This window comes from Pseudomonas lini (assembly GCF_001042905.1).
GTDB classification, from domain to species: domain Bacteria; phylum Pseudomonadota; class Gammaproteobacteria; order Pseudomonadales; family Pseudomonadaceae; genus Aquipseudomonas; species Aquipseudomonas lini.
In genome coordinates this window covers 244,806-263,445 of sequence record NZ_JYLB01000008.1, presented here as the reverse complement: position 1 = coordinate 263,445, position 18,640 = coordinate 244,806, and the positions used below count along the sequence as shown (strand labels likewise).

Below are 18,640 nucleotides of genomic sequence, written 5' to 3'. Positions count from 1 at the left end.
CTCCTAAGCTTAATTAGGTTTAAAGCTCGATCATATCAGCGATCTGAAAGCCAAGATTTGTGAGCTCGTTCATCTCCCCTTTGTCACCTCGTTCAACGACCAATCCTTTAGCGCGCAAATTGTCGAGGGCATGCTCCCACTTTGCAATTTCGCGCCTGTCCCGACTGCCGACGAAATTTTTGCCATTTGTCTGCACATTGGTGCCGTTCAGGTGACGGAGATACATGATGATTCCATGCGGATCCTGACTCGCTTGCTTCAGCAAAACCCGGGCTTCAGCTGTCAGTTCGGGAATTTCCGTTTTGGACTCAACTAGTTCTGTAACCGGCGAATTTTCAGGTTTGTAAAATAGGGGATGTTGATTCACTTTCAATTGCAGCTGGCGGTAGAGCTTCGTTTTAAAGTCAGCATGACTGTCATAGCTTTCGTACAGACCCCGGCGTTGGCAATCAGCTTTGAATTTTTTAACGCTTGCCACCTGCTCCAAGTCGACCATATCCATGGCCACAGGTTGAGAGGAGAAATAAAGCATTGCGGGTTTTCCAGATTCGATATGCCTTTCCAATTCCTCGACTGTGCCGCTCGCATAGCCATCAGTGGCGGTACCGATTCGCGTCCAGAATACCCCTACAAGTAGGTCGCAATTTTCAACGATTTGTTTGTTGATGATTGCTTGCGGCGGGGCACCCATCTCAGGAGATGAATGGGACTCCCATCCAATAGGTAGTAAAACAATCTTCCTCGAGCTTGAGTTGACCGCATTCCACTCATATATGACGTCACGAACAATTGCTCGTTCGGAAGCAACATCACCTGGAGACGCGATCATCACATTGAAGGTTTCAGCGGTATAGCTCATTGCACATCCTCTGTACTCTCAATTTTCCGACTCTCTTGTTTTGTTGATTGAATCGGGTCTGGCTTAGGCGACAGTAGGGTCTCCCGCAGTACACGGCCGCGCGCACTGTCTACCTTGTACACGGTTCTATCGACTAGAAGAAATGTGCTCTTGCCGTCAGCCAGGATGAGCGTCCCGATCAGTTTCGTTCCCTTATCCGTGGTGAGAGAGTGTTGCTTGTCTAGGCCTTTACTAAGTTCCTGAGGAGTAAAGCCTTTCACATCAGCCTTGCTCATTTTTATGCCCTGTTGGACACCCATCGCTGGGGCAAAAAAGGCCATGAAAATCAGAAAGCCTATCCAGCAAGCTAGACCGATAACGGTATCTACCCTTGCATTCTTGACCACAAGCACTACAAAAGCCGCCGCTACTGCGATGAAGCAAAAGGCAAGGATGCCTGGGCCGATTATTGGGACGTAGTTCGCCGCGGCCAGCGCGCCAGAGAATAGGTTGATGTAGCCATAGAGAAGGAGGCTAGGCGTACTCAAGGCTATTTCGTTGGTATCGATACCAAAGCCATTGTAATAGCCAACCAGAAGAGAGTAGCCATACACCACGAGCGCTGCTTGAAGGCCTAGGCCGGCGTAATTGATGAGCTTAAATGCCAAGTCAATGTTGGTTTCGGATCTCTTCAGTTCGGATGTTTTCTCGGGGGAAGTTTTGTCCGGCGGCGATACGAGAGGATTTTGAGCTACGAGGGTGATAGGGGTCACTAACTCGACGCGGATCGATTTATCTTTCTTCCAGAACACAGTGCATCCCTGCTTATTTTGACGGGATGGAACCATACCTAGATCGATGCATCGCCGGCTAGGCCCACTGAGAATATTAGGTTTTCAGAGCGCATAAACAGCGGGGGCCCCTGACGCTTTCGGGTACACAGGGGGTCGGAAACCCGCGGGATCTTGTTAGTGGCAGGGGTACCAGCTTACTGAAATTTCAACGTTGAAATTGAAAGGACGTTGAAGAAAAGAGGGCATCGTTACCGCATCGGTAACGATGATCAGATTACCGCCGTTTCGTAGGGTAAATTGCACAGATGAACAGCAGTTCACCGGGTTCACCGGTTCACTAAGCTGGGAGTTCACCCGCTAACAAAGTCGGGTTTCCAGATAACTAACAAATGTCGTGTTACTGGTGACTCACCTCCGCCATGTGCTTAAAGTGATGCTGACAAGCCTAATTCTCAACCCGCCCGTTCGATCCACTGACGAACCCACCGTCAAATCGGTAATCGGCGTCGGCTGCAATCTCGCATCAAATAGCGCAAACCCAGCCGTCAGGCAGCAGGTCTCCGTCTGAAGGCCGCAGACCAATATCCGATCCACCGGAAGGCTATTTCAAATAGTCGATGGTTTCCGGGGGAAGGCGCATAAACGTGCGTGATGACGATACCGTCGGCCTGGATCAGGTTGCCGTCGCCCGATGAGAGTCTGGATGCCGTCGATAAACCATTGGGGCGAAGCAGACTGCACGTCGATGATCAGGAGGCCTTGGCGCAAGGCATTTCCGAGGGCGGTCGCTGCGACGGTTGCATCTTTGGCCACGGGCGATTTGTGCGGGTCTGGTTGGCCTCTTCGCGGGCAAGCCTCGCTCCTACAGGGGATGCGGGGTGGCCGACAATTTACCAAACCCCAGATGCAACAAAGCCCGCACTTGGCGGGCTTTGTTAGCTTCGATTGGTGGAGCCGGGGGGATTTGAACCCCCGTCCGCCAGTACTCCGCTGTCGGTACTACATGCGTAGCCGTGTCTATTAAGTTAACCCTCAGCGACCCGACGGGCAGGGTGCTTTGGGCGAGTTGTGTAAGTTTTAGCCGCTTCGTCCACAACGTACTGCACGGCGATTCTGTTCTATATGACAATCACTTTGGGTTTACAGACATCCCCTGATGATTGCTGGACCCGAAGGTACCAGGAGGGAAGGGCTAAGGCTGCTTACGCAGCGAGAGCGTATTCCCCGTAGGTTTCGTCATTGGCAACTATAGAAAGTTGCAACAGTGGATTTACGAGTTCTGTTACCAACTCGGCATGCACCTAAAGTTTCGCAACCGGCGTCGAATCCTAAACGGCCCCGAACCTGCTGTGTGTAACCAGCAGGCAAGCGCAGTGTACGCCAATGCGCGCGGCGAGTCGACCTTCTGTCCTTACCTGCGTGTTATCTGGCCCGGCGCTAATGGCTATTCAAGTGGCTTTGAATGTCCTGAAGCGCCTGCTGCGTCAGGGAAACACACTCTTTGTCATTGTTGGCAGCGTGGGCGGCCTTGGCTTGTTCGACTTTGGTGATGACGACACCTTTGGTGGCGGCGTCCAGCGTGGCTGCGCTGGACAGCTTGCTGTTGACTTCCTGGAGCTTCATTACGCATTGATCGCTATCGTTTGAGGCGTATGCGGAGGAGGCCAGCATTGTTGCAGCGATGAGCAGTCCAGCCAGGGCGGAACGCTTCATGGGTATCTCCTGGAACGGGGGTAGGGATGGGCCACGCTGATTGGGGCTTAACAAATGGACTGTGGGGGTGGGCAAGGGTTCTGTTTTTGCTGGCGATGGGGTGAAAGATTTTTCCGGGATGCGGGTGTGAAAAAGGGACAAGAAACGCCTGATGCCAGTCAGTTAAGACGAAATGCAATCTGTTGCAGCTGCCGAGCTCGCGAGGCTGCGTTCGGCCGCGAAGCAGTCGTGAGTCTGCCTGATGCTCCGCAAGCTTAGGGTTTACATGGCTCAGAAGGCCAACCCGAAGGTTGGCCTTGTGCTGGATTACTTCCCGCCTTTGTTCGCGTTCTTGAGTTGCTGGATAGTTTGTTCGGTCTCGGCTATGCAATCATCAGTCCCTTCCTTGGTGCCTTTTGCCTGATCGGCTTTGGCTTTCGTGACGCTTTCCATTACCTGATCAGTCATCTCTGGGGGAGTCTGTGACTTGGCATTTTCGATGGTTTTCAAGTTGACCGCACAGAGGTCTTCGGCGGCAAACGAGGGAGACGCCAGCATTGAGGCAGTAACGAACAGACCTAACAGTACAGAGCGTTTCATGTGTATCTCCTTGAACTGAGGGTCCAGGCATCGCTGGCCATCAGGACGGGCTGCCAATTTTGGGAAGGGTCCCACGTTTGCGGGACTTGATCGGTGGACTGCGACGATGCGTCAGGGTTCTATTTTTCTTCAGGTCGCCCTGGCCTGCGTCACTCGATCCACCAGATAGACCAGCCCGTGGTAGTCAATTCCGCCATGTTGTGTCAGACCGATCTCACAGGTACGGCTGGTGGAAATCCCCTCACTGCATTGCTGTACCGCGTCCTTGAGCGTGCGTAACGAATGGGCATTCAATTGCGGGGTGGTGAAGCCCTTGTCACCGGCAAAACCGCAGCAATGAATGCCTTCCGGGATGACCACGTTTTTACTGCATTTGCGCGCAAGATCGATCAGCGCCTGGCTCTCACCGAGATGCTGAGTGCTGCACGTGACGTGCACCGCGATCGGCGCCTCCTGAGGTGTGAAATCGAGACGATCCATCAAGTGAGTGCGGATGAAACGCACCGGGTCGTACAGGTCCAGCCGCACCTCGCCCAAGTCCTGAACCAGCCGCAAGGTACAAGGGCTGGTGTCGCAGTAGATTGGGTCGAGCCCGCCGCGGCTGGCGTGTAGCAGTGCGCCGATCAGTTCCTGGCGTTTGTGTTCAGCCTGTTCGGCGTAACCCTTGGAGGCGAACGGTTGCCCGCAGCAGAGGTTGTCCAGGTTGTCCGGAAAAATTACCTGGTAACCGGCTTTTTCCAACAGACCACGGGTTTTTTCGTACAGCGACATTTGCTCTTTATCACCCGCTGCCGGGCCCATGACTCGCGACACGCAGGCCGCCAGGTACACCACCCGAGGTCGCTCATCCGACACGGTCGGGCTGAAACGGATGGCTCTTTCCGGCTGTGGCATGGCGTTGGTCCATTGTGGGACCTGGCCTTTGGATAAGCGCGTCAACGTTGCTGACAGCTTTGCCAAGCGTGGCGCTCCCAACAGCATCCGCGCACCGTTGGCGACATGCAGGGTGAAGCGTGCGCCTTGCAATGTGGTGGCGAAATTTCCTTCAATCCAGTTGGCGGTTTTCGTATGCGTTGCTTTGCGGCCGCGGAGCTTTTTCACCAGCTCGCCGGTGTTGATGCCTACAGGGCAACGTTGTGCACACAGGCCTGTGGCGGCGCACGTATCGATGCCTTGGTATTCGTAGGCCTGTTCCAGTTCGGCGGTGTCTGTGCCGGCGCGTTTCTTCGCCTGGATGTCACGCCAGATCACGATGCGTTGGCGCGGGGTCAGCGTCAGGCCTTTCGACGGGCACACCGGTTCGCAGAAGCCGCACTCGATGCACTTATCCACAATCTCATCGGCGGCCGGCAACGGTTTCAGATGCTTGAGGTGGATCTGCGGATCGTCGCTGAGCACCACGTCCGGGTTGAGAATGCCGTTAGGGTCGAGCAGGCGTTTGAGCTGCCACATCAACTGGTAAGCGTCGCTGCCCCATTCCAGTTCGACGAAGGGCGCCATGTTGCGACCGGTGCCGTGTTCAGCCTTCAGCGAGCCGCCGAATTCAACGGCCACCAACTGCGCGACGTCGTCCATGAACGCCTGGTAGCGTGCGACTTCTTCCGCGCTATTGAAGCCTTGGGTGAAGACGAAGTGCAGATTACCTTCCAGGGCGTGTCCGAAAAGGATCGCTTCGTCGTAATGATGTTTGTCGAACAGCTCGATCAAGCGGTTGACGCCGCTGGCCAGCTGTTCCACTGGGAAAGTTACGTCTTCAATAATCACCGTGGTGCCGGTTTTGCGCACCGCACCGACGGCAGGGAAGGTGTCCTTGCGGATCGCCCAGAGCCGGGCGTTTTCCACCGGGTCTTCGGTGAAGTCGACTTGCTTCTCCACCGGGAAGCCGGTCAGCGACGCCATGATTTGCGTCAGTTGTTCCTGGAGCAAAGTGGAAGAGGCGGCGCGGGATTCGATCAGCAGGGCGCAGGCATTGGTCGACAGTTGTTGTACGAAAGCCGGCATGCCGGGCTTGTTCTGCACCGAGCGCAGGCTGCGACGGTCCAGCAGTTCCACCGCCGATACGGGTTGGCTTTTCAGCACAGTGACGGCGTTGCAGCAGGTTTCTACATCCGGGAACACGATCAGCGCCGACGCCTTGTTCGGGTGGTCGATCACCGTGTCGTAGGTCACCGCACTGATGAACCCGAGCGTGCCTTCGGAGCCCACCAGCAAGTGGCTCAAGATATCCACAGGCTCGTCGAAATCCACCAGCGCATTGAGTGACAGCCCGGTGGTATTTTTCAGACGATATTTGTGGCGAATTTTCGCAGCCAATTCGGCATTGGCGCGGGTCTCGCGGCCCAATGTCGCCAGACGTTCCAGCAGCTCGGCGTGGCTCTCACGGAAGGCCGCCACGCTGGCGGCGTCTTCGGTATCGAGACGGCTGCCATCGGCCAGCACCAGACGAATTCCGGCCAGTGTGTGATAGGTGTTCTGCGCTGTGCCGCAGCACATGCCGCTGGCGTTGTTGGCAACGATGCCGCCGATTTTGCAGGCGTTGATCGACGCCGGGTCTGGACCGATCTTGCGACCGAACGGTGCCAGCCAGGCGTTGGCCTGGGCGCCAATCACGCCCGGTTGCAGACGGATCTGCATACCTTGGCCACGAATCTCGCGACCGTTCCAGTTATCCCCCAGCACGATCAGCACTGAATCGCTGATGGCCTGGCCAGACAGACTGGTACCGGCGGCGCGGAAAGTCACTGGGACCTGATTCCGTTGCGCCAGTTTGAGCAGTGCCACCACTTCGTCTTCGGACTCGACGCGGATCACCAGTTTCGGAATCAGCCGGTAGAAACTGGCGTCGGTGCCGAAGGCCAAGGTCGACAGCGGATCGTCGAAACGTCGCGCTTCAGGAATCAGTTGCTGTGCATCTCGCAGGAAAGCCGCCGGTAGACTCATTGGTCCTCCAGGATCAGAACCACCAGGTCTTTCGGGCCGTGGGCGCCGTAGGCCAGAATTTGTTCGATGTCGGCTGTCTTCGATGGGCCGGACACCAGCAAGGCGTTGGTCGGCATGCCTTGGGCCCATTCGAACTCCTGTTGCACCTGATAGAAGTTGTCGCGGATTTCACTGGCCTTGAGCAAGGCGAAATGCACCGGCGGCACCAGGCTCATCAGGCGCGGTTCTTCCCGCGTCGGCCAGAGAATCAGGCTACCTGTTGCGGCGATTGCGCCGAGGGTAGTGGTCAAGCTGGCCGGGGTGTCGTTGAACAACTCGGCTTTCCATTCCTCGACTGGACGGTCGTAGGCTTTGAGCGCTGGCAGGCCAGGATTTTTCGCCCAATGCTGAGTGATGCATTGACCGTGAGGTGTCGTCGGCGCAATCAATAGGCTCGGCAACTGGCGATCTTGCAGCAGTTGCGCCAGCAATTCGGGCCAGCCTTCTCCGGACGTCAGATGAATTTCGGTGTGCACCGCTTCCATCAGTTTGCGCAGTTGCGGGATGCGTTGCTCTGGCGTGTAGGTGTAGGGCTCGGTCACCAATTCGACATCGAAGTTGTCAGGCACCGGCGTGGTCCCCGTCAGACTGTTGCGCAATTTGGCGAGGATATTTTGCTTGGCGCTCATCAGCGGTCTCCCTGTTTGGCCAAATGCTGGCGGGCCATGTCATGCAGTGAGCGGGCGGCGGGTTTCGGTGCGCTGTGGTTCTGGGTCCACGGGCCGACGTTGTTCGGTGTCAGCGCTCGCAGACGGGTGGCGAAAAAGCCGAACAAGCGATAGAGCGCTGGCGAGCTGTTGAGCTTCGCCCAGGCGTTCCAGATAAACCGTTCTTTGCGCGAGTACTTGCTGCCCTGACCGCGCATCACTTGATGCGGGCTGTCCGGCGCTTTGACGTTCTCTTCCCGTAGGCGACGCAGCAATGCGGGAATCGGGATTTTTACCGGGCAGACTTCACCGCAAGCGCCGCATAACGAAGATGCGCTTGGGTGGTCGGGGACTTTCGCCAGGCCGACCATGTGCGGGGTGATGATTTTTCCGATAGGCCCAGGGTAAACCTCGCCATAGGCATGGCCGCCGATTCGGGTGTAGACCGGGCAATGATTCATACAGGCGCCGCAGCGGATGCAGTTCAGGGTCTGGCGCAGTTCGCTGTCGGCAAACGCTTGGCTACGACCATTGTCGAGCAATACCAGGTGCACTTCCTGAGGGCCGTCGAGTTCATGTTCCTTGCGCGGTCCCGAGATCATGTTGACGTAGGTGGTGATCGGCTGGCCGAGAGCCGAGCGGGTCAGCAGCGACAACAGCGGTACAACGTCCCGCAGGTTTTCGACGACTTTCTCGATGCCGGTGACGGCAATGTGTACGGGCGGCACGGTGGTCGACATGCGCCCGTTGCCTTCGTTTTCCACCAGTAGCAGGGTACCGGTTTCGGCCACGGCGAAGTTGACGCCGGAGACGCCGATGTCTGCTTCGAAGAATTTCTGTCGCAAGACTTTGCGACCGATCTGAATGAGTTGGTCTACGTCCTTGGTGTACTCCACGCCAAGTTTGTCGTGGAACAAGGACGCGACCTGACCGGCATTCTTGTGGATCGCCGGCATAATGATGTGTGAAGGCTTCTCGTGGTCGAGCTGGACGATAAATTCGCCCATGTCCGACTCCAGGCATTCAATGCCTTGAGCCGCGAGGACATGGTTCATCTCCATCTCTTCGCTGACCATCGATTTGCCCTTGATCACTTGCCGCGCCTCGTGAGCGCGGATGATCGATAAGACGATGCCATTGGCTTCGTCCACCGTTTCCGCCCAGTGCACTGTCACACCGTTGCGGGTCAGGTTCTGTTCAAGCTGCTCGAGCAGGTCGGGCAACTTGGATAAAGCACGGGCGCGGACAGCATTGCCCAGCACTCGCAAATGTTCTCGCTCAAAGGCATCGCTGAAGGACGCTGCCCGTTTGCTCATCAGTGAATCCATCGCGCTACGAAAGTTGTTTCGCAGTTGCGTGTCAGCCAAAGCCTTGTGAGCCCGGGCGCGAAAATCTTCTTCTACGGCAACCGTAGGAATAATCGTGGAAGTGCTCATCGGGCACCTCCGGTACGCTGCCACAGGAAACTGGCCAGATGCTGACCGCGTAACGCTTCCTGCTGTTTCTCCAACGAGCCATTGATGTTCATCAGGCAACCGCAGTCGGCACTGAGTACCTTGTGCGCGCCGGACTCCTTCAGCGCGCGGGTCTTGTCAGCCACCATCGCGCCAGAAATATCTGGCATACGGACGCTGAAAGTCCCACCAAAGCCACAGCATTCACTTTCGTGGCTGTGGTCGACTCGCTCCACGTTGCTCAGCTGCGCCAACAACTCACGGCCGTGCAGGTGGGTGTTCATTTCTCGACGTGCCGAGCACGACGTGTGCAACGCCACTTTAAGCGGCTCGCCGCTGTCCTTGAGCTGCACCTTGCAGACAAACAGCAGAAACTCCGCCAGTTCATAAGTCCGTGCCGCGAGGGCCTGAACCTGTATCAGCGTTTGCGGCTCATCCTTGAACAAGTCGGCGTAATGTTCGCGCAACATGCCCGCGCAAGACCCCGACGGCACCACCACCGGATAATCGCCGGCAAACAACGCCAGTTGCGAGCGTGCCACGGTCCGGGCCTGTTCGGTGTAGCCCGAGGTGTAGGCCGGTTGCCCGCAGCAGCTTTGCCCTTGCGGGTATTCGACACGAATGCCTTCGCGTTCCAGCAGGTGTATCGCGTCCATCCCGGCTTCCGGGTAGAACAGATCCACCACGCAAGTCCCGAACAGGTAGACCCGTGACGGTTTCTCGCTGGGGTATTGCCGAGGCTCGGGCAGTGGCGGGGCGACACGGGTCGCGTTCGGCACAGCGTTGTAAAAAAGCTCGCTCATCAGGCGTGTCTCCGGGTGGTCCCGGTTATCCGTCCGCTGAGGCTGCTGAATATAGTGAGGGAAGCTTTCAGCAGCCTTGCAGACCCGGTTGTGAATAGCTGACGCCGGGAGCGTAGCCCAGCGTCGGTTTTTTCCGTGTCGCGTGTAGTTCTTAGTGCACCAGCATGCCGGTGAACCAGTAGGCCTGAGCCAAAGTGATCAGGCCGACGATCGTTGCAAAGAATAGGCTGTGCTTGAGGGTGAAGCGGAACAGATCCGATTCTTTGCCCACCAGCCCGGTCGCGGCGCAGGCCACGGCGATCGATTGCGGCGAAATCATCTTGCCGGTCACTCCGCCGCTGGTGTTCGCCGCCACCAGCAAGGTGTCATTGACGCCGATCTGGTGCGCAGTGGTTGCTTGCAGCGAACTGAACAGTGCGTTGGACGAAGTATCGGAACCGGTCAGGAACACACCGAGCCAGCCGAGGAACGGCGAGAAGAACGGGAATGCCGCCCCCGTGCCTGCCAGGACCAGAGCCATGGTCGACGACATGCCCGAATAGTTGGTGACGAAGGCGAAGGCCAGCACCATGCCGATGGACAGAATCGGCCAGCGCAGTTCGTAGACAGTCTCTTTGAAAGTGGTAAGACCAGTTTTTAAATTGATCTTCAGCACCAGCATTGAGATCAGTGCAGAGAAGAAAATCGCCGTGCCGGTTGCAGAAATCGGATCGAGTTTGAACACCGCCGGGATTGCCGTCGGGGCGGTCACGATCGGGGCGACCTTGATCACCATTTGATCCAGGTGCGGAATCGCGAAGTTGAACACCCAGCTATACATCGAGCCGCCCGCAGCGAACATCGCCTTGAACGGTTTCAGCGTCCAGATAGTGACCAGTACGGTGAGGATCAGGAACGGCGACCAGGCTTTGAAAATTTCCCCCAAGCTGTAGGGCGAAGGCACGGTGGTGCGCGGTTGGCCGAAACCACCGGTGCTGGCCACCACGGAAGCCGAGACTGCGCCGACGATGTGGGCGCCAGCGGCGCGTTTTGGCTGCCAGATTTTCAGGAATAGCGTCAGGGAAACCAGGCTGGCCAGCGCCGAGGTGATGTCCGGCAGTTCCGGGCCGATGAAGTTCGAGGTGAAGTATTGGGTGACGGCGAAACTCAAACCGGCCACCAGTGCCGCCGGCCAGGTTTCCCGAACGCCGCGCAAGCCATCCATCATGAACACCAGCCAGAACGGCACGAACAGCGACAGCAATGGCAGCTGGCGGCCGGTCATGGCGCCGATCTTGAATGCGTCGATGCCGGTGACTTGCCCGGCGACGATGATCGGAATCCCCAAGGCGCCGAACGCGACTGGTGCGGTGTTGGCGATCAGGCACAGGCCGGCGGCATACAGCGGGTTGAAGCCCAGTCCTACCAGCAGCGCGGCGGTAATCGCTACCGGTGCGCCGAAACCGGCGGCACCTTCCAGGAACGCGCCGAAGCAGAATCCGATCAGCAACACTTGCAGGCGTTGGTCGTCGGTGATCGACAACACTGAGCTGCGGATCACTTCGAACTGGCCGCTTTTCACCGTCAGTTTGTACAGGAACACCGCTGCCACGATGATCCACGCAATCGGCCACAAGCCGTAGGCGAAGCCATATCCGGCCGCCGCAAAGGCCATGTCCACCGGCATCTGGAACGCGAAGATTGCCACGGCAATCGACAGCGCGAGGGTAATGCTGCCGGCCACGTGGCCTTTGAGGCGGAACACGGCCAAAGCCAGGAAGAAAAATACGATGGGGATGACGGCCGCGAGTGCGGACACGCCGAGACTGCCGAGCGGGCTGTAGAGCTGTTGCCAGGTTTGCATATGGGGTGGCCCCTAATTGTTGTTGGTCAGGCACTGGTCAGCGTTCTTGGATAATTGGTAATACCAATTTACAATCGCTGTTGGCTAGGGTAAAAGCCTTGTATGCGGTGTGTCAATTTGCCGCCCTAAAACTTTTGTCGAATGAGCCGTGCAGAACGCATCTGATCTGTTCGATCAAACGTCGTCTGGTAGGTGCTGGCGCAGCGCCGATAGGCCAGAATAGAGAGCCCGGCGAGCCGCCGGGATCGTGGAGAATTGAGTGATGGGGTTTGATCAGATTCGGCAGCGCCGTTTGTCTGACGATATTGTCGAGCAACTCGAAGGGATGATTCTCGAGGGCACGTTAAAGGCCGGCGAGCGTCTGCCAGCCGAGCGTGCGTTGGCCGAGCAGTTCGGCGTGTCGCGCCCTTCGTTGCGCGAAGCGATCCAGAAACTGACGGCCAAAGGTTTGCTGGTCAGCCGTCAGGGCGGCGGTAACTACGTGGTGGAATCCCTGGGCTCGACGTTCAGCGATCCACTGTTGCATCTGCTGGAAAGCAACCCCGAGGCCCAGCGTGATTTACTGGAGTTTCGTCATACGCTGGAAGCATCCTGTGCTTACTACGCGGCATTGCGCGCCACGGACGTGGATCGCGAACGGCTGACTGCAGCCTTCGATGAGTTGCAGGACTGCTATTCGCGTCATGACGAAGTAGGTCGGGCGGAAGAGGGCGCGGCAGATGCAAAATTTCATTTGGCGATCGCCGAGGCCAGTCATAACGCGGTGTTGCTACACACCATTCGAGGTCTGTTCGACCTGCTCAAGCGCAACGTGGTGACCAACATTGGCGGCATGTACAAACAGCGCGCTGAAACCCGCGACATGTTGATCGCGCAGCACAGAGAATTGTATCTGGCGATTATCGAAGGTCGGGCAGAGCAGGCGCGGGAGGTTTCCAGTCGGCACATTTTGTATGTGCAGGAAGTGCTGGAAGAGGTGCGTCAGGAAGTGCAGCGCGTGGCTCGGGCGGAGCGGCGCAAGGGGATGTAGGTTTGGATGATGATCGTTCCCACGCTCTGCGTGGGAACGCATCCCGTGACGCTCTGCGTCACAGCGGACGCAGAGCGTCCATTGCTGCATTCCCACGCAGAGCGTGGGAGCGATCACGATCAGGGTGGAAAATTAATCTTCCTTACCCTTGTTGCGCACCGCGCGCTGCAATTCACGACCGGCGTCGCGCTCGCGTTCGGTATCACGCTTGTCGTATTCCTTCTTGCCCTTGCCCAGAGCGATCTCGCACTTGACCATGTGCTTGCTCCAGTACCAGGAAAGGCATACGCAGGCGTAGCCTTTCTGCTGTACGGCAGCGGCCAGCTTTTCCAGCTCGCGCCGGTTGAGCAGCAATTTCCGGGTGCGGGTCGGATCAGCGATGACGTGGGTGCTGGCAGTCATCAGCGGCGTAATGTGGCTACCGAGCAGCCAGGCTTCGCCATCCTTGAGCAGTACGTAACTGTCAACCAGTTGCAGCTTGCTTGCCCGCAAACTTTTTACTTCCCAGCCGGCCAGGACCAGACCAGCCTCGAACTTATGCTCGATGAAGTAATCGTGTCGCGCCTTTTTGTTCTGCGCGATGGTCCCTGTTGGGTGTTTCTTCTGTTTAGCCATAGGGGCGGCATTATAGGGAGTTGCAAGCGAGTCGGCTACGGTATCGCTACGTGCTTGAGCAGGTTGATTGAATCCCGGACAATGCGGCCTCTTTTTTGAACGCTTGGGCGTGATAACGATGTCGACAGACAAGGTTTCTGTCCACGGCAGTTGGGCTAGCCGCTGGGTCTTCATACTCGCCGCGACCGGTTCGGCCGTGGGGCTGGGTAGTATCTGGAAATTCCCGTACATGGTCGGCGTCTACGGTGGCGGAGCCTTCGTGCTGATGTTCCTCGCCTGTATCGCGCTGATCGGTATGCCCGTCATGCTGGCCGAAACCCTGATCGGTCGCCGCGCGCGGCAGAGCCCGGCGAATGCCTTGAAGGTTTTGGCGCTGGAGGCGGGGCATTCGGCGAAATGGTCCTGGGGCGCATTTGCCGGGATGATCACGGCGCTGCTGATCCTCTCCTTCTATAGCGTGGTCGGCGGTTGGTCGCTGGATTACATCATCGACATGGGGCGTGGCGACTTCCAGGGGGCGACGCCTGATCAGGTCGGCGCTTACTTTGGCAGTGTGATCGCCGATCCCTGGCGTCTGACACTTTGGCATACGATTTTCATGCTCCTCTCCGCCGTGGTGATCGCCAAGGGCGTGGTCGCCGGGCTGGAGCGCAGCCTGCGGATTATGATGCCGCTGCTGTTCGTGATGATCCTTGTACTGCTGGGCTACAGCATGACCACGGGCCATTTCATGGAGGGCGTGCATTTCATGTTCGACTTCCATCCGGAAAAAGTCCTCGACGGCTTGCTGCCAGCGATGGGGCACGCTTTCTTTTCCCTGAGCGTGGGCGTCGGCTCGATCATGATCTACGGCGCTTATATGCCGAAGAGTTCGTCGATTTCCGGGACTGTGGTCGGCGTGGCGCTGCTCGATACCTTCGTTTCCCTGGTGGCGGGTCTGGCATTGTTTCCGATTGTGTTCGCCGCGGGCCTGAACCCGAGCGAAGGTCCTGGCCTGATGTTCGTCAGCCTGCCATTTGCCTTTGGCAACGTAGCGTTCGGCCAGTTGATGGGCGTAGTGTTCTTCGTGCTGGTAGCGATTGCGGCCTGGAGTTCGGCGATCTCCCTGCTCGAGCCGATGGTGGCTTACCTGGTTGAGCGCACGAAGATCAGTCGCGCCTGGGTCACCTTCTGGTTGGCGTTCATCTGCTGGTTCGTCGGTCTGGGCACCGTGTTTTCCTTCAATATCTGGAAGCAAGCCAAGTTTTTCGTGAACGAAGGCGGGATGTTCCACCTCTATCAATGGGGAGCAGCCGGTGGTCTGGATTTCTTTGGTGTGATCGATTTCTTCACCTCGCGGATCATGTTGCCACTCGGTGGTTTGTGTTTCGTGGTGTTTGCGGGCTGGGTGATGGGGCGTGAAGCGGTGCGCGACGAATTGTCGATCCGCCGTCCGGTGCTGTTCGCCCTGTCCCTGTTCTTGATGCGCTATGTGGCGCCCATCGGCATTCTTGTAGTGTTTGCCGCCCAGCTGTGGAAGTAACGCTGACATGACGACACACATTCAACGTTCGGCCCTGCTGCCGTATCCGGCACAAGCGCTTTATGACCTGGTCAACGACGTGGCCCGCTATCCGGAATTCCTGCCGTGGTGCTCGTCGGCGGAAGTCCTGGAAAGCACTCCTGAGCTTATGCGTGCCAGCGTCGGCGTGGCCAAGGGTGGCCTTAGTCAGCACTTCGTGACGCGTAACACCCTGGTGCCAGGGCGTTCGATCGAGATGAACCTCGAGGAAGGTCCATTCAGCCAGTTGCACGGCGTCTGGGTATTCAAGCCGTTGGGCGAGAAGGCCTGCAAGATCAGTCTGGACTTGTCATTCGACTATTCGGGACCGCTGGTGCGTGCGACGTTGGGGCCTTTGTTCAATCAGGCAGCGAATACGCTGATGGACGCTTTTTGCCAGCGCGCGAAACAGATGCATGGTTGAGGCAATGATCAAGGTCGAAGTGGTGTATGCCGCTGTTGATCGCCAGGTACTGCTGACCGTAACGGTGCCGGTGGGCGCAACGGTGCGAGATGCGTTGCTCAGATCTGGCCTGAACAGCGAATTCCCTGAGTTGGATCTGACCAGTTGTCCGGTTGGAATCTTTGGCAAAGTGATCGCTGAGCCGGCCAATCGTCCGGTTCAGGCAGGGGATCGCCTCGAGATTTACCGACCGTTGCTCGCCGATCCGAAAGAAGTTCGCCGGTTGCGCGCAGCCAAAGCGGCCGAGGCCAAAGCCCGGAATCAGTGATCCGGTTAAATGGCAGGCAATAAAAAAACCGGACATGCCGGGTTTTTTATTGCGTCGCAAATTATTGCGGCGAGGTTTCCAACGGTTCTGGCGTCGGGACTGGAACGGTTTCCACGTTGTCCACGTCCTTCTGGATCTGGTCCAGCAACGACCCTGGCTTGACCGGTTTTTCCGGCTTCGGCTTCTCGGCGTTTTCGGCAGGCGTGGTCACGGTAGTGTCACTGTCCTTGCCGAGAATGGCTTCGTCGCGGCTCACGCCTGGCATGAAATCGCCAGAGAGGCTGACAAGTTGATCATTTGGGTTGAAGATAACGCTAATGCGTTCCTGTTGGCGTTCACCGCCACCCGGTTGCAGGCTGTACAGATAATCCCAGCGATCGGCATGGAACGTGTCGGTCAGCAGAGGGTTACCCATGATAAACCGTACTTGCCGGCGGGTCATTCCCGGGCGTAACTGGTCTATCATGTCCTGCGTGACGACATTGCCCTGCTGGATGTCGATTTTGTAAACCCCGGGGAATGAACAACCGGCGAGTGCGAGCAGTCCCACAAAGGTGAAACTGGTTAGCAAGAGCTTGGTGTTTTGCATCGGTGGGCGACTTCCACTATCTTGGCTGGGACAACGTAAACGCCGATCATACCCGCATTAAGAGAAGCTGCGAAGCAGCATCGCGAGAAAGCTGACCATGGTTGAAAATAGCGAACTACGCAAAGCCGGCCTCAAAGTGACCCTTCCACGGGTCAAAATTCTGCAAATGCTCGATTCCGCCGAGCAACGCCACATGAGTGCCGAGGATGTATACAAGGCGCTGATGGAGGCTGGTGAGGACGTCGGTCTGGCCACGGTTTACCGTGTTCTGACCCAGTTCGAGGCAGCTGGCCTTGTGGTGCGGCACAACTTCGACGGAGGCCATGCGGTCTTCGAGCTGGACGACGGCAAGCATCACGACCATATGGTCAACGTCGAAACCAGTGAAGTGATCGAATTCTTCGACGAAGAAATCGAGCGGCTGCAGAAAGCAATCGTCGACAAGTATGGCTTCGAGATGGTTGATCACAATCTTGTGCTGTACGTGCGCAAGAAAAAGTAAGCATGTCGCGCGAACTTCTGGTTCGCGAAACGAACGAAGGCGACCCCAGGGTCGCCTTCGTGCTTTCTGCCGTTCTTAAATTTTCGCGGTAACGACCATTTTTTTCGCGTGAGCCAGGGATTCCTTGGTGAGGTCGATGCCGCCCAGCATCCGTGCCACTTCTTCGACACGATCGGTCTTGCTCAGTTTAGAGACGGCTGTATGCGTGGCGTCTTCACCGCGGACCTTGTGTACAAATAGATGTTGATGCCCCTGCGCCGCCACTTGCGGCAAGTGAGTCACGGTCAGAACCTGCCCACGCTCCCCGAGGCGTCGCAGCAACTGGCCGACAATCTCGGCGGTCGGGCCGCCGATACCCACGTCCACTTCATCGAACACCAGGGTCGGCACGCGCGAGGTCTGTGCAGTGATCACCTGAATCGCCAGGCTGATACGCGACAGTTCGCCACCCGACGCCACTTTCGCCAGGGCTTTCAATGGTTGCCCGGGGTTGGCGCTCACCAGCAGTTCTACCTGTTCGAGCCCGTTGGGCAGCAGTTCGTCGCCGCTGTTGGGACGAAGTTCGATGGTGAATCGGCCGCCGGGCATGCCCAAGCGCTGGATTTCCTGTTCCACGGCACAGGCCAGGCTGCTCGAGGCTTGGTGCCGCAGGTCGCTCAGATCCCGAGCTTTCTCCTGATAATGGCGGGCGTAGGAGGCCAGCTCATCGCTCAGTCGTTCGATGGATTCGTCGTTGGCATTCAGGGTTTCGATTTCATCGAGTAGCTTCTGCTGCATCTCGGCGACTTCGGTCGGCTGGATGCGGTGTTTGCGCGCCAGGGTGTAGATGGCATCGAGGCGCTCTTCCAGGTATTGAAGGCGGGCCGGATCGGCGTCGAAATTGTCGAGAAAACGGTTCAACTCGCCTACGGCTTCTTCAACCTGAATCTGCGCGCTGGTCAGCAGGCTGCTGGCTTCGCCCAAGGCGCCGATCGAATTGTTCACGCTCGATAGGCGGTTAAGGCTGGCGGTCAGCGCGTTCAGTACGTTGCCGGAATCACTTTCGCTGCATTGTTCGACCACTTGCCGGCAAATGCCCAGCAGGGTTTCGGCGTTGGTCAGGTTCTTGTGTTCCTGTTCCAGCTGCTCCAGCTCGTTTTCGCCGAGGCCGAGGTTTTCCAGTTCTTCGAGTTGATAGCTGAGCAACTGATGACGCGCACGCTGTTCGTCGCCGGAGTTGGAAAGGCGTTCCAGTTCCTGGCGGGTCTGGCGCCAGCGTTGGGCAGCCAATTGCACCTGGCGGGCCAGGTCCGTGGCACCGGCGTATTCGTCGAGCAGGCGTCGGTGAGTATCGGTTTTCAGCAGGGACTGGTGTTCGTGCTGGCTGTGGATATCGATCAGCAATTCGCCCAGGGCTTTCAAGTCACCGAGGGGGCAGGGGGTGCCGTTGATATAGCCGCGGGATCGCCCTTCAGCGGTGATCACTCGGCGCAAAATGCACGGGCCGTCGTTTTCGAGGTCGCGTTCGGCCAGCCAGGCGCTGGCTTCCGGGATGTCGACCAGATCGAAGGTGGCCAGGATATCGGCCTTGTCCGCACCCGGGCGGACCACGCCGCTGTCGGCGCGATCGCCCAGGGTCAGGCCCAGGGCATCGAGCATGATCGACTTGCCGGCGCCGGTTTCCCCTGTGATCACGCTCATCCCGCGATCGAGTTCGAGATCGAGATGTTCAACGATGGCGTAGTTATGTACGGACAGGTGCACCAGCATAAAGGCCGCTCCCAGGCTTTAGGTCTGGTTATTTATACAGTGTTTTGTTTCGAGCTGACAATGCCCCCTCTTAGGTCGATTTGCTTGATTGAAGGAAATCCTTAGTGCGATGAGGAATGACAATGCAGCTGTTTTTTGTAGGGTTAATGATCAAATAGCCCTTGAAGCTGAATTTTGCGGCCCCATATACCGGGGCAGAAGCGCGAGTTGAGCTCGCGGACGATATTGGAAGGA

The 18,640-nt window shown here is 57.5% G+C and carries 17 protein-coding genes, 1 other RNA gene and 1 pseudogene; 5 read left to right on the top strand and 14 right to left on the bottom strand.

Annotation, left to right across the window (positions count from 1 at the left end):
* Window positions 1-19: 19 nt before the first annotated feature.
* From TU81_RS23200 to TU81_RS23160, 11 genes and pseudogenes are all read right to left on the bottom strand, one after another.
* A complete protein-coding gene (locus tag TU81_RS23200; protein WP_038978869.1) occupies window positions 20-859 on the bottom strand; it encodes a hypothetical protein in 840 nt (279 codons plus the stop codon).
* Complete coding sequence (locus TU81_RS23195; RefSeq protein ID WP_038980204.1) at window positions 856-1,650, bottom strand: hypothetical protein; 795 nt, start codon at window positions 1,648-1,650, stop codon at window positions 856-858. The genes TU81_RS23200 and TU81_RS23195 overlap by 4 nt, the downstream gene beginning before the upstream one ends.
* A gap of 379 nt (window positions 1,651-2,029) precedes the next feature.
* Window positions 2,030-2,400, bottom strand: a pseudogene (locus TU81_RS31205) (hydrolase).
* A 178-nt stretch (window positions 2,401-2,578) separates the two neighbouring features.
* Window positions 2,579-2,972: a transfer-messenger RNA gene (ssrA, locus tag TU81_RS29810) on the bottom strand.
* 97 nt (window positions 2,973-3,069) lie between these two features.
* Entirely contained in the window at window positions 3,070-3,345 is a 276-nt protein-coding gene (locus tag TU81_RS23190; protein ID WP_048396647.1) for a hypothetical protein, read from the bottom strand.
* 306 nt (window positions 3,346-3,651) lie between these two features.
* Window positions 3,652-3,924: a hypothetical protein gene (locus tag TU81_RS23185; RefSeq protein WP_038978887.1), complete on the bottom strand. Its 273-nt coding sequence runs from the start codon at window positions 3,922-3,924 to the stop codon at window positions 3,652-3,654.
* Between the two features lie 129 nt (window positions 3,925-4,053).
* On the bottom strand, window positions 4,054-6,864 hold the full coding sequence (locus tag TU81_RS23180; RefSeq protein WP_048396645.1) for an FAD-binding and (Fe-S)-binding domain-containing protein: 2,811 nt from the start codon (window positions 6,862-6,864) through the stop codon (window positions 4,054-4,056).
* Window positions 6,861-7,532, bottom strand: coding sequence for a LutC/YkgG family protein (locus TU81_RS23175; protein ID WP_048396643.1), 672 nt, complete (start codon window positions 7,530-7,532; stop codon window positions 6,861-6,863). The genes TU81_RS23180 and TU81_RS23175 overlap by 4 nt, the downstream gene beginning before the upstream one ends.
* Window positions 7,532-8,986, bottom strand: a complete 1,455-nt coding sequence (locus TU81_RS23170; RefSeq protein WP_048396641.1) for a LutB/LldF family L-lactate oxidation iron-sulfur protein — start codon at window positions 8,984-8,986, stop codon at window positions 7,532-7,534. The genes TU81_RS23175 and TU81_RS23170 overlap by 1 nt, the downstream gene beginning before the upstream one ends.
* Window positions 8,983-9,807 (bottom strand): (Fe-S)-binding protein, encoded by an 825-nt coding sequence (locus TU81_RS23165; protein WP_038978891.1) that lies wholly within the window; start codon window positions 9,805-9,807, stop codon window positions 8,983-8,985. The genes TU81_RS23170 and TU81_RS23165 overlap by 4 nt, the downstream gene beginning before the upstream one ends.
* Window positions 9,808-9,958: 151 nt before the next feature.
* Entirely contained in the window at window positions 9,959-11,650 is a 1,692-nt protein-coding gene (locus TU81_RS23160) for a lactate permease LctP family transporter (RefSeq protein ID WP_048396639.1), read from the bottom strand.
* A 262-nt stretch (window positions 11,651-11,912) separates the two neighbouring features.
* On the opposite strand from TU81_RS23160, the gene TU81_RS23155 reads away from it, so the two are divergent.
* The gene (locus TU81_RS23155) at window positions 11,913-12,680 is read left to right on the top strand and encodes a GntR family transcriptional regulator (protein WP_038978893.1); all 768 of its coding nucleotides are present in this window, start codon (window positions 11,913-11,915) and stop codon (window positions 12,678-12,680) included.
* Window positions 12,681-12,812: 132 nt separating this feature from the next.
* Here TU81_RS23155 and smpB read toward each other — a convergent pair whose 3' ends face one another.
* Window positions 12,813-13,295: an SsrA-binding protein SmpB gene (gene smpB / locus TU81_RS23150; RefSeq protein WP_007900551.1), complete on the bottom strand. Its 483-nt coding sequence runs from the start codon at window positions 13,293-13,295 to the stop codon at window positions 12,813-12,815.
* Between the two features lie 118 nt (window positions 13,296-13,413).
* Here smpB and TU81_RS23145 point away from each other — a divergent pair, with 118 nt between their 5' ends.
* Genes TU81_RS23145 through TU81_RS23135 form a run of 3 tightly spaced genes read left to right on the top strand, consistent with a single transcriptional unit; the run spans window position 13,414 to window position 15,566 of the window.
* Window positions 13,414-14,817, top strand: a complete 1,404-nt coding sequence (locus TU81_RS23145; RefSeq protein WP_038978894.1) for a sodium-dependent transporter — start codon at window positions 13,414-13,416, stop codon at window positions 14,815-14,817.
* Window positions 14,818-14,824: 7 nt separating this feature from the next.
* Window positions 14,825-15,259, top strand: coding sequence for a type II toxin-antitoxin system RatA family toxin (locus TU81_RS23140; protein ID WP_030128093.1), 435 nt, complete (start codon window positions 14,825-14,827; stop codon window positions 15,257-15,259).
* Complete coding sequence (locus TU81_RS23135; RefSeq protein WP_048396636.1) at window positions 15,252-15,566, top strand: RnfH family protein; 315 nt, start codon at window positions 15,252-15,254, stop codon at window positions 15,564-15,566. Before TU81_RS23140 ends, TU81_RS23135 begins: the two co-directional genes overlap by 8 nt.
* 61 nt (window positions 15,567-15,627) lie before the next feature.
* Here TU81_RS23135 and TU81_RS23130 read toward each other — a convergent pair whose 3' ends face one another.
* Window positions 15,628-16,155, bottom strand: coding sequence for an outer membrane protein assembly factor BamE (locus TU81_RS23130; protein ID WP_038978896.1), 528 nt, complete (start codon window positions 16,153-16,155; stop codon window positions 15,628-15,630).
* 97 nt (window positions 16,156-16,252) lie between these two features.
* Here TU81_RS23130 and fur point away from each other — a divergent pair, with 97 nt between their 5' ends.
* Window positions 16,253-16,657, top strand: coding sequence for a ferric iron uptake transcriptional regulator (fur, locus tag TU81_RS23125; protein ID WP_003197684.1), 405 nt, complete (start codon window positions 16,253-16,255; stop codon window positions 16,655-16,657).
* Window positions 16,658-16,732: 75 nt separating this feature from the next.
* Here fur and recN read toward each other — a convergent pair whose 3' ends face one another.
* The gene (recN, locus tag TU81_RS23120; protein ID WP_038978897.1) at window positions 16,733-18,406 is read right to left on the bottom strand and encodes a DNA repair protein RecN; all 1,674 of its coding nucleotides are present in this window, start codon (window positions 18,404-18,406) and stop codon (window positions 16,733-16,735) included.
* Window positions 18,407-18,640: the final 234 nt, after the last annotated feature.

Coding starts and splice junctions, on each gene's coding strand:
- TU81_RS23200 (WP_038978869.1), bottom strand. CDS start 859: ATGAGCTATACCGCTGAAACCTTCAATGTGATGATCGCGTCTCCAGGT.
- TU81_RS23190 (WP_048396647.1), bottom strand. CDS start 3,345: ATGAAGCGTTCCGCCCTGGCTGGACTGCTCATCGCTGCAACAATGCTG.
- TU81_RS23185 (WP_038978887.1), bottom strand. CDS start 3,924: ATGAAACGCTCTGTACTGTTAGGTCTGTTCGTTACTGCCTCAATGCTG.
- TU81_RS23180 (WP_048396645.1), bottom strand. CDS start 6,864: ATGAGTCTACCGGCGGCTTTCCTGCGAGATGCACAGCAACTGATTCCT.
- TU81_RS23175 (WP_048396643.1), bottom strand. CDS start 7,532: ATGAGCGCCAAGCAAAATATCCTCGCCAAATTGCGCAACAGTCTGACG.
- TU81_RS23170 (WP_048396641.1), bottom strand. CDS start 8,986: ATGAGCACTTCCACGATTATTCCTACGGTTGCCGTAGAAGAAGATTTT.
- TU81_RS23165 (WP_038978891.1), bottom strand. CDS start 9,807: ATGAGCGAGCTTTTTTACAACGCTGTGCCGAACGCGACCCGTGTCGCC.
- TU81_RS23160 (WP_048396639.1), bottom strand. CDS start 11,650: ATGCAAACCTGGCAACAGCTCTACAGCCCGCTCGGCAGTCTCGGCGTG.
- TU81_RS23155 (WP_038978893.1), top strand. CDS start 11,913: ATGGGGTTTGATCAGATTCGGCAGCGCCGTTTGTCTGACGATATTGTC.
- smpB (WP_007900551.1), bottom strand. CDS start 13,295: ATGGCTAAACAGAAGAAACACCCAACAGGGACCATCGCGCAGAACAAA.
- TU81_RS23145 (WP_038978894.1), top strand. CDS start 13,414: ATGTCGACAGACAAGGTTTCTGTCCACGGCAGTTGGGCTAGCCGCTGG.
- TU81_RS23140 (WP_030128093.1), top strand. CDS start 14,825: ATGACGACACACATTCAACGTTCGGCCCTGCTGCCGTATCCGGCACAA.
- TU81_RS23135 (WP_048396636.1), top strand. CDS start 15,252: ATGGTTGAGGCAATGATCAAGGTCGAAGTGGTGTATGCCGCTGTTGAT.
- TU81_RS23130 (WP_038978896.1), bottom strand. CDS start 16,155: ATGCAAAACACCAAGCTCTTGCTAACCAGTTTCACCTTTGTGGGACTG.
- fur (WP_003197684.1), top strand. CDS start 16,253: ATGGTTGAAAATAGCGAACTACGCAAAGCCGGCCTCAAAGTGACCCTT.
- recN (WP_038978897.1), bottom strand. CDS start 18,406: ATGCTGGTGCACCTGTCCGTACATAACTACGCCATCGTTGAACATCTC.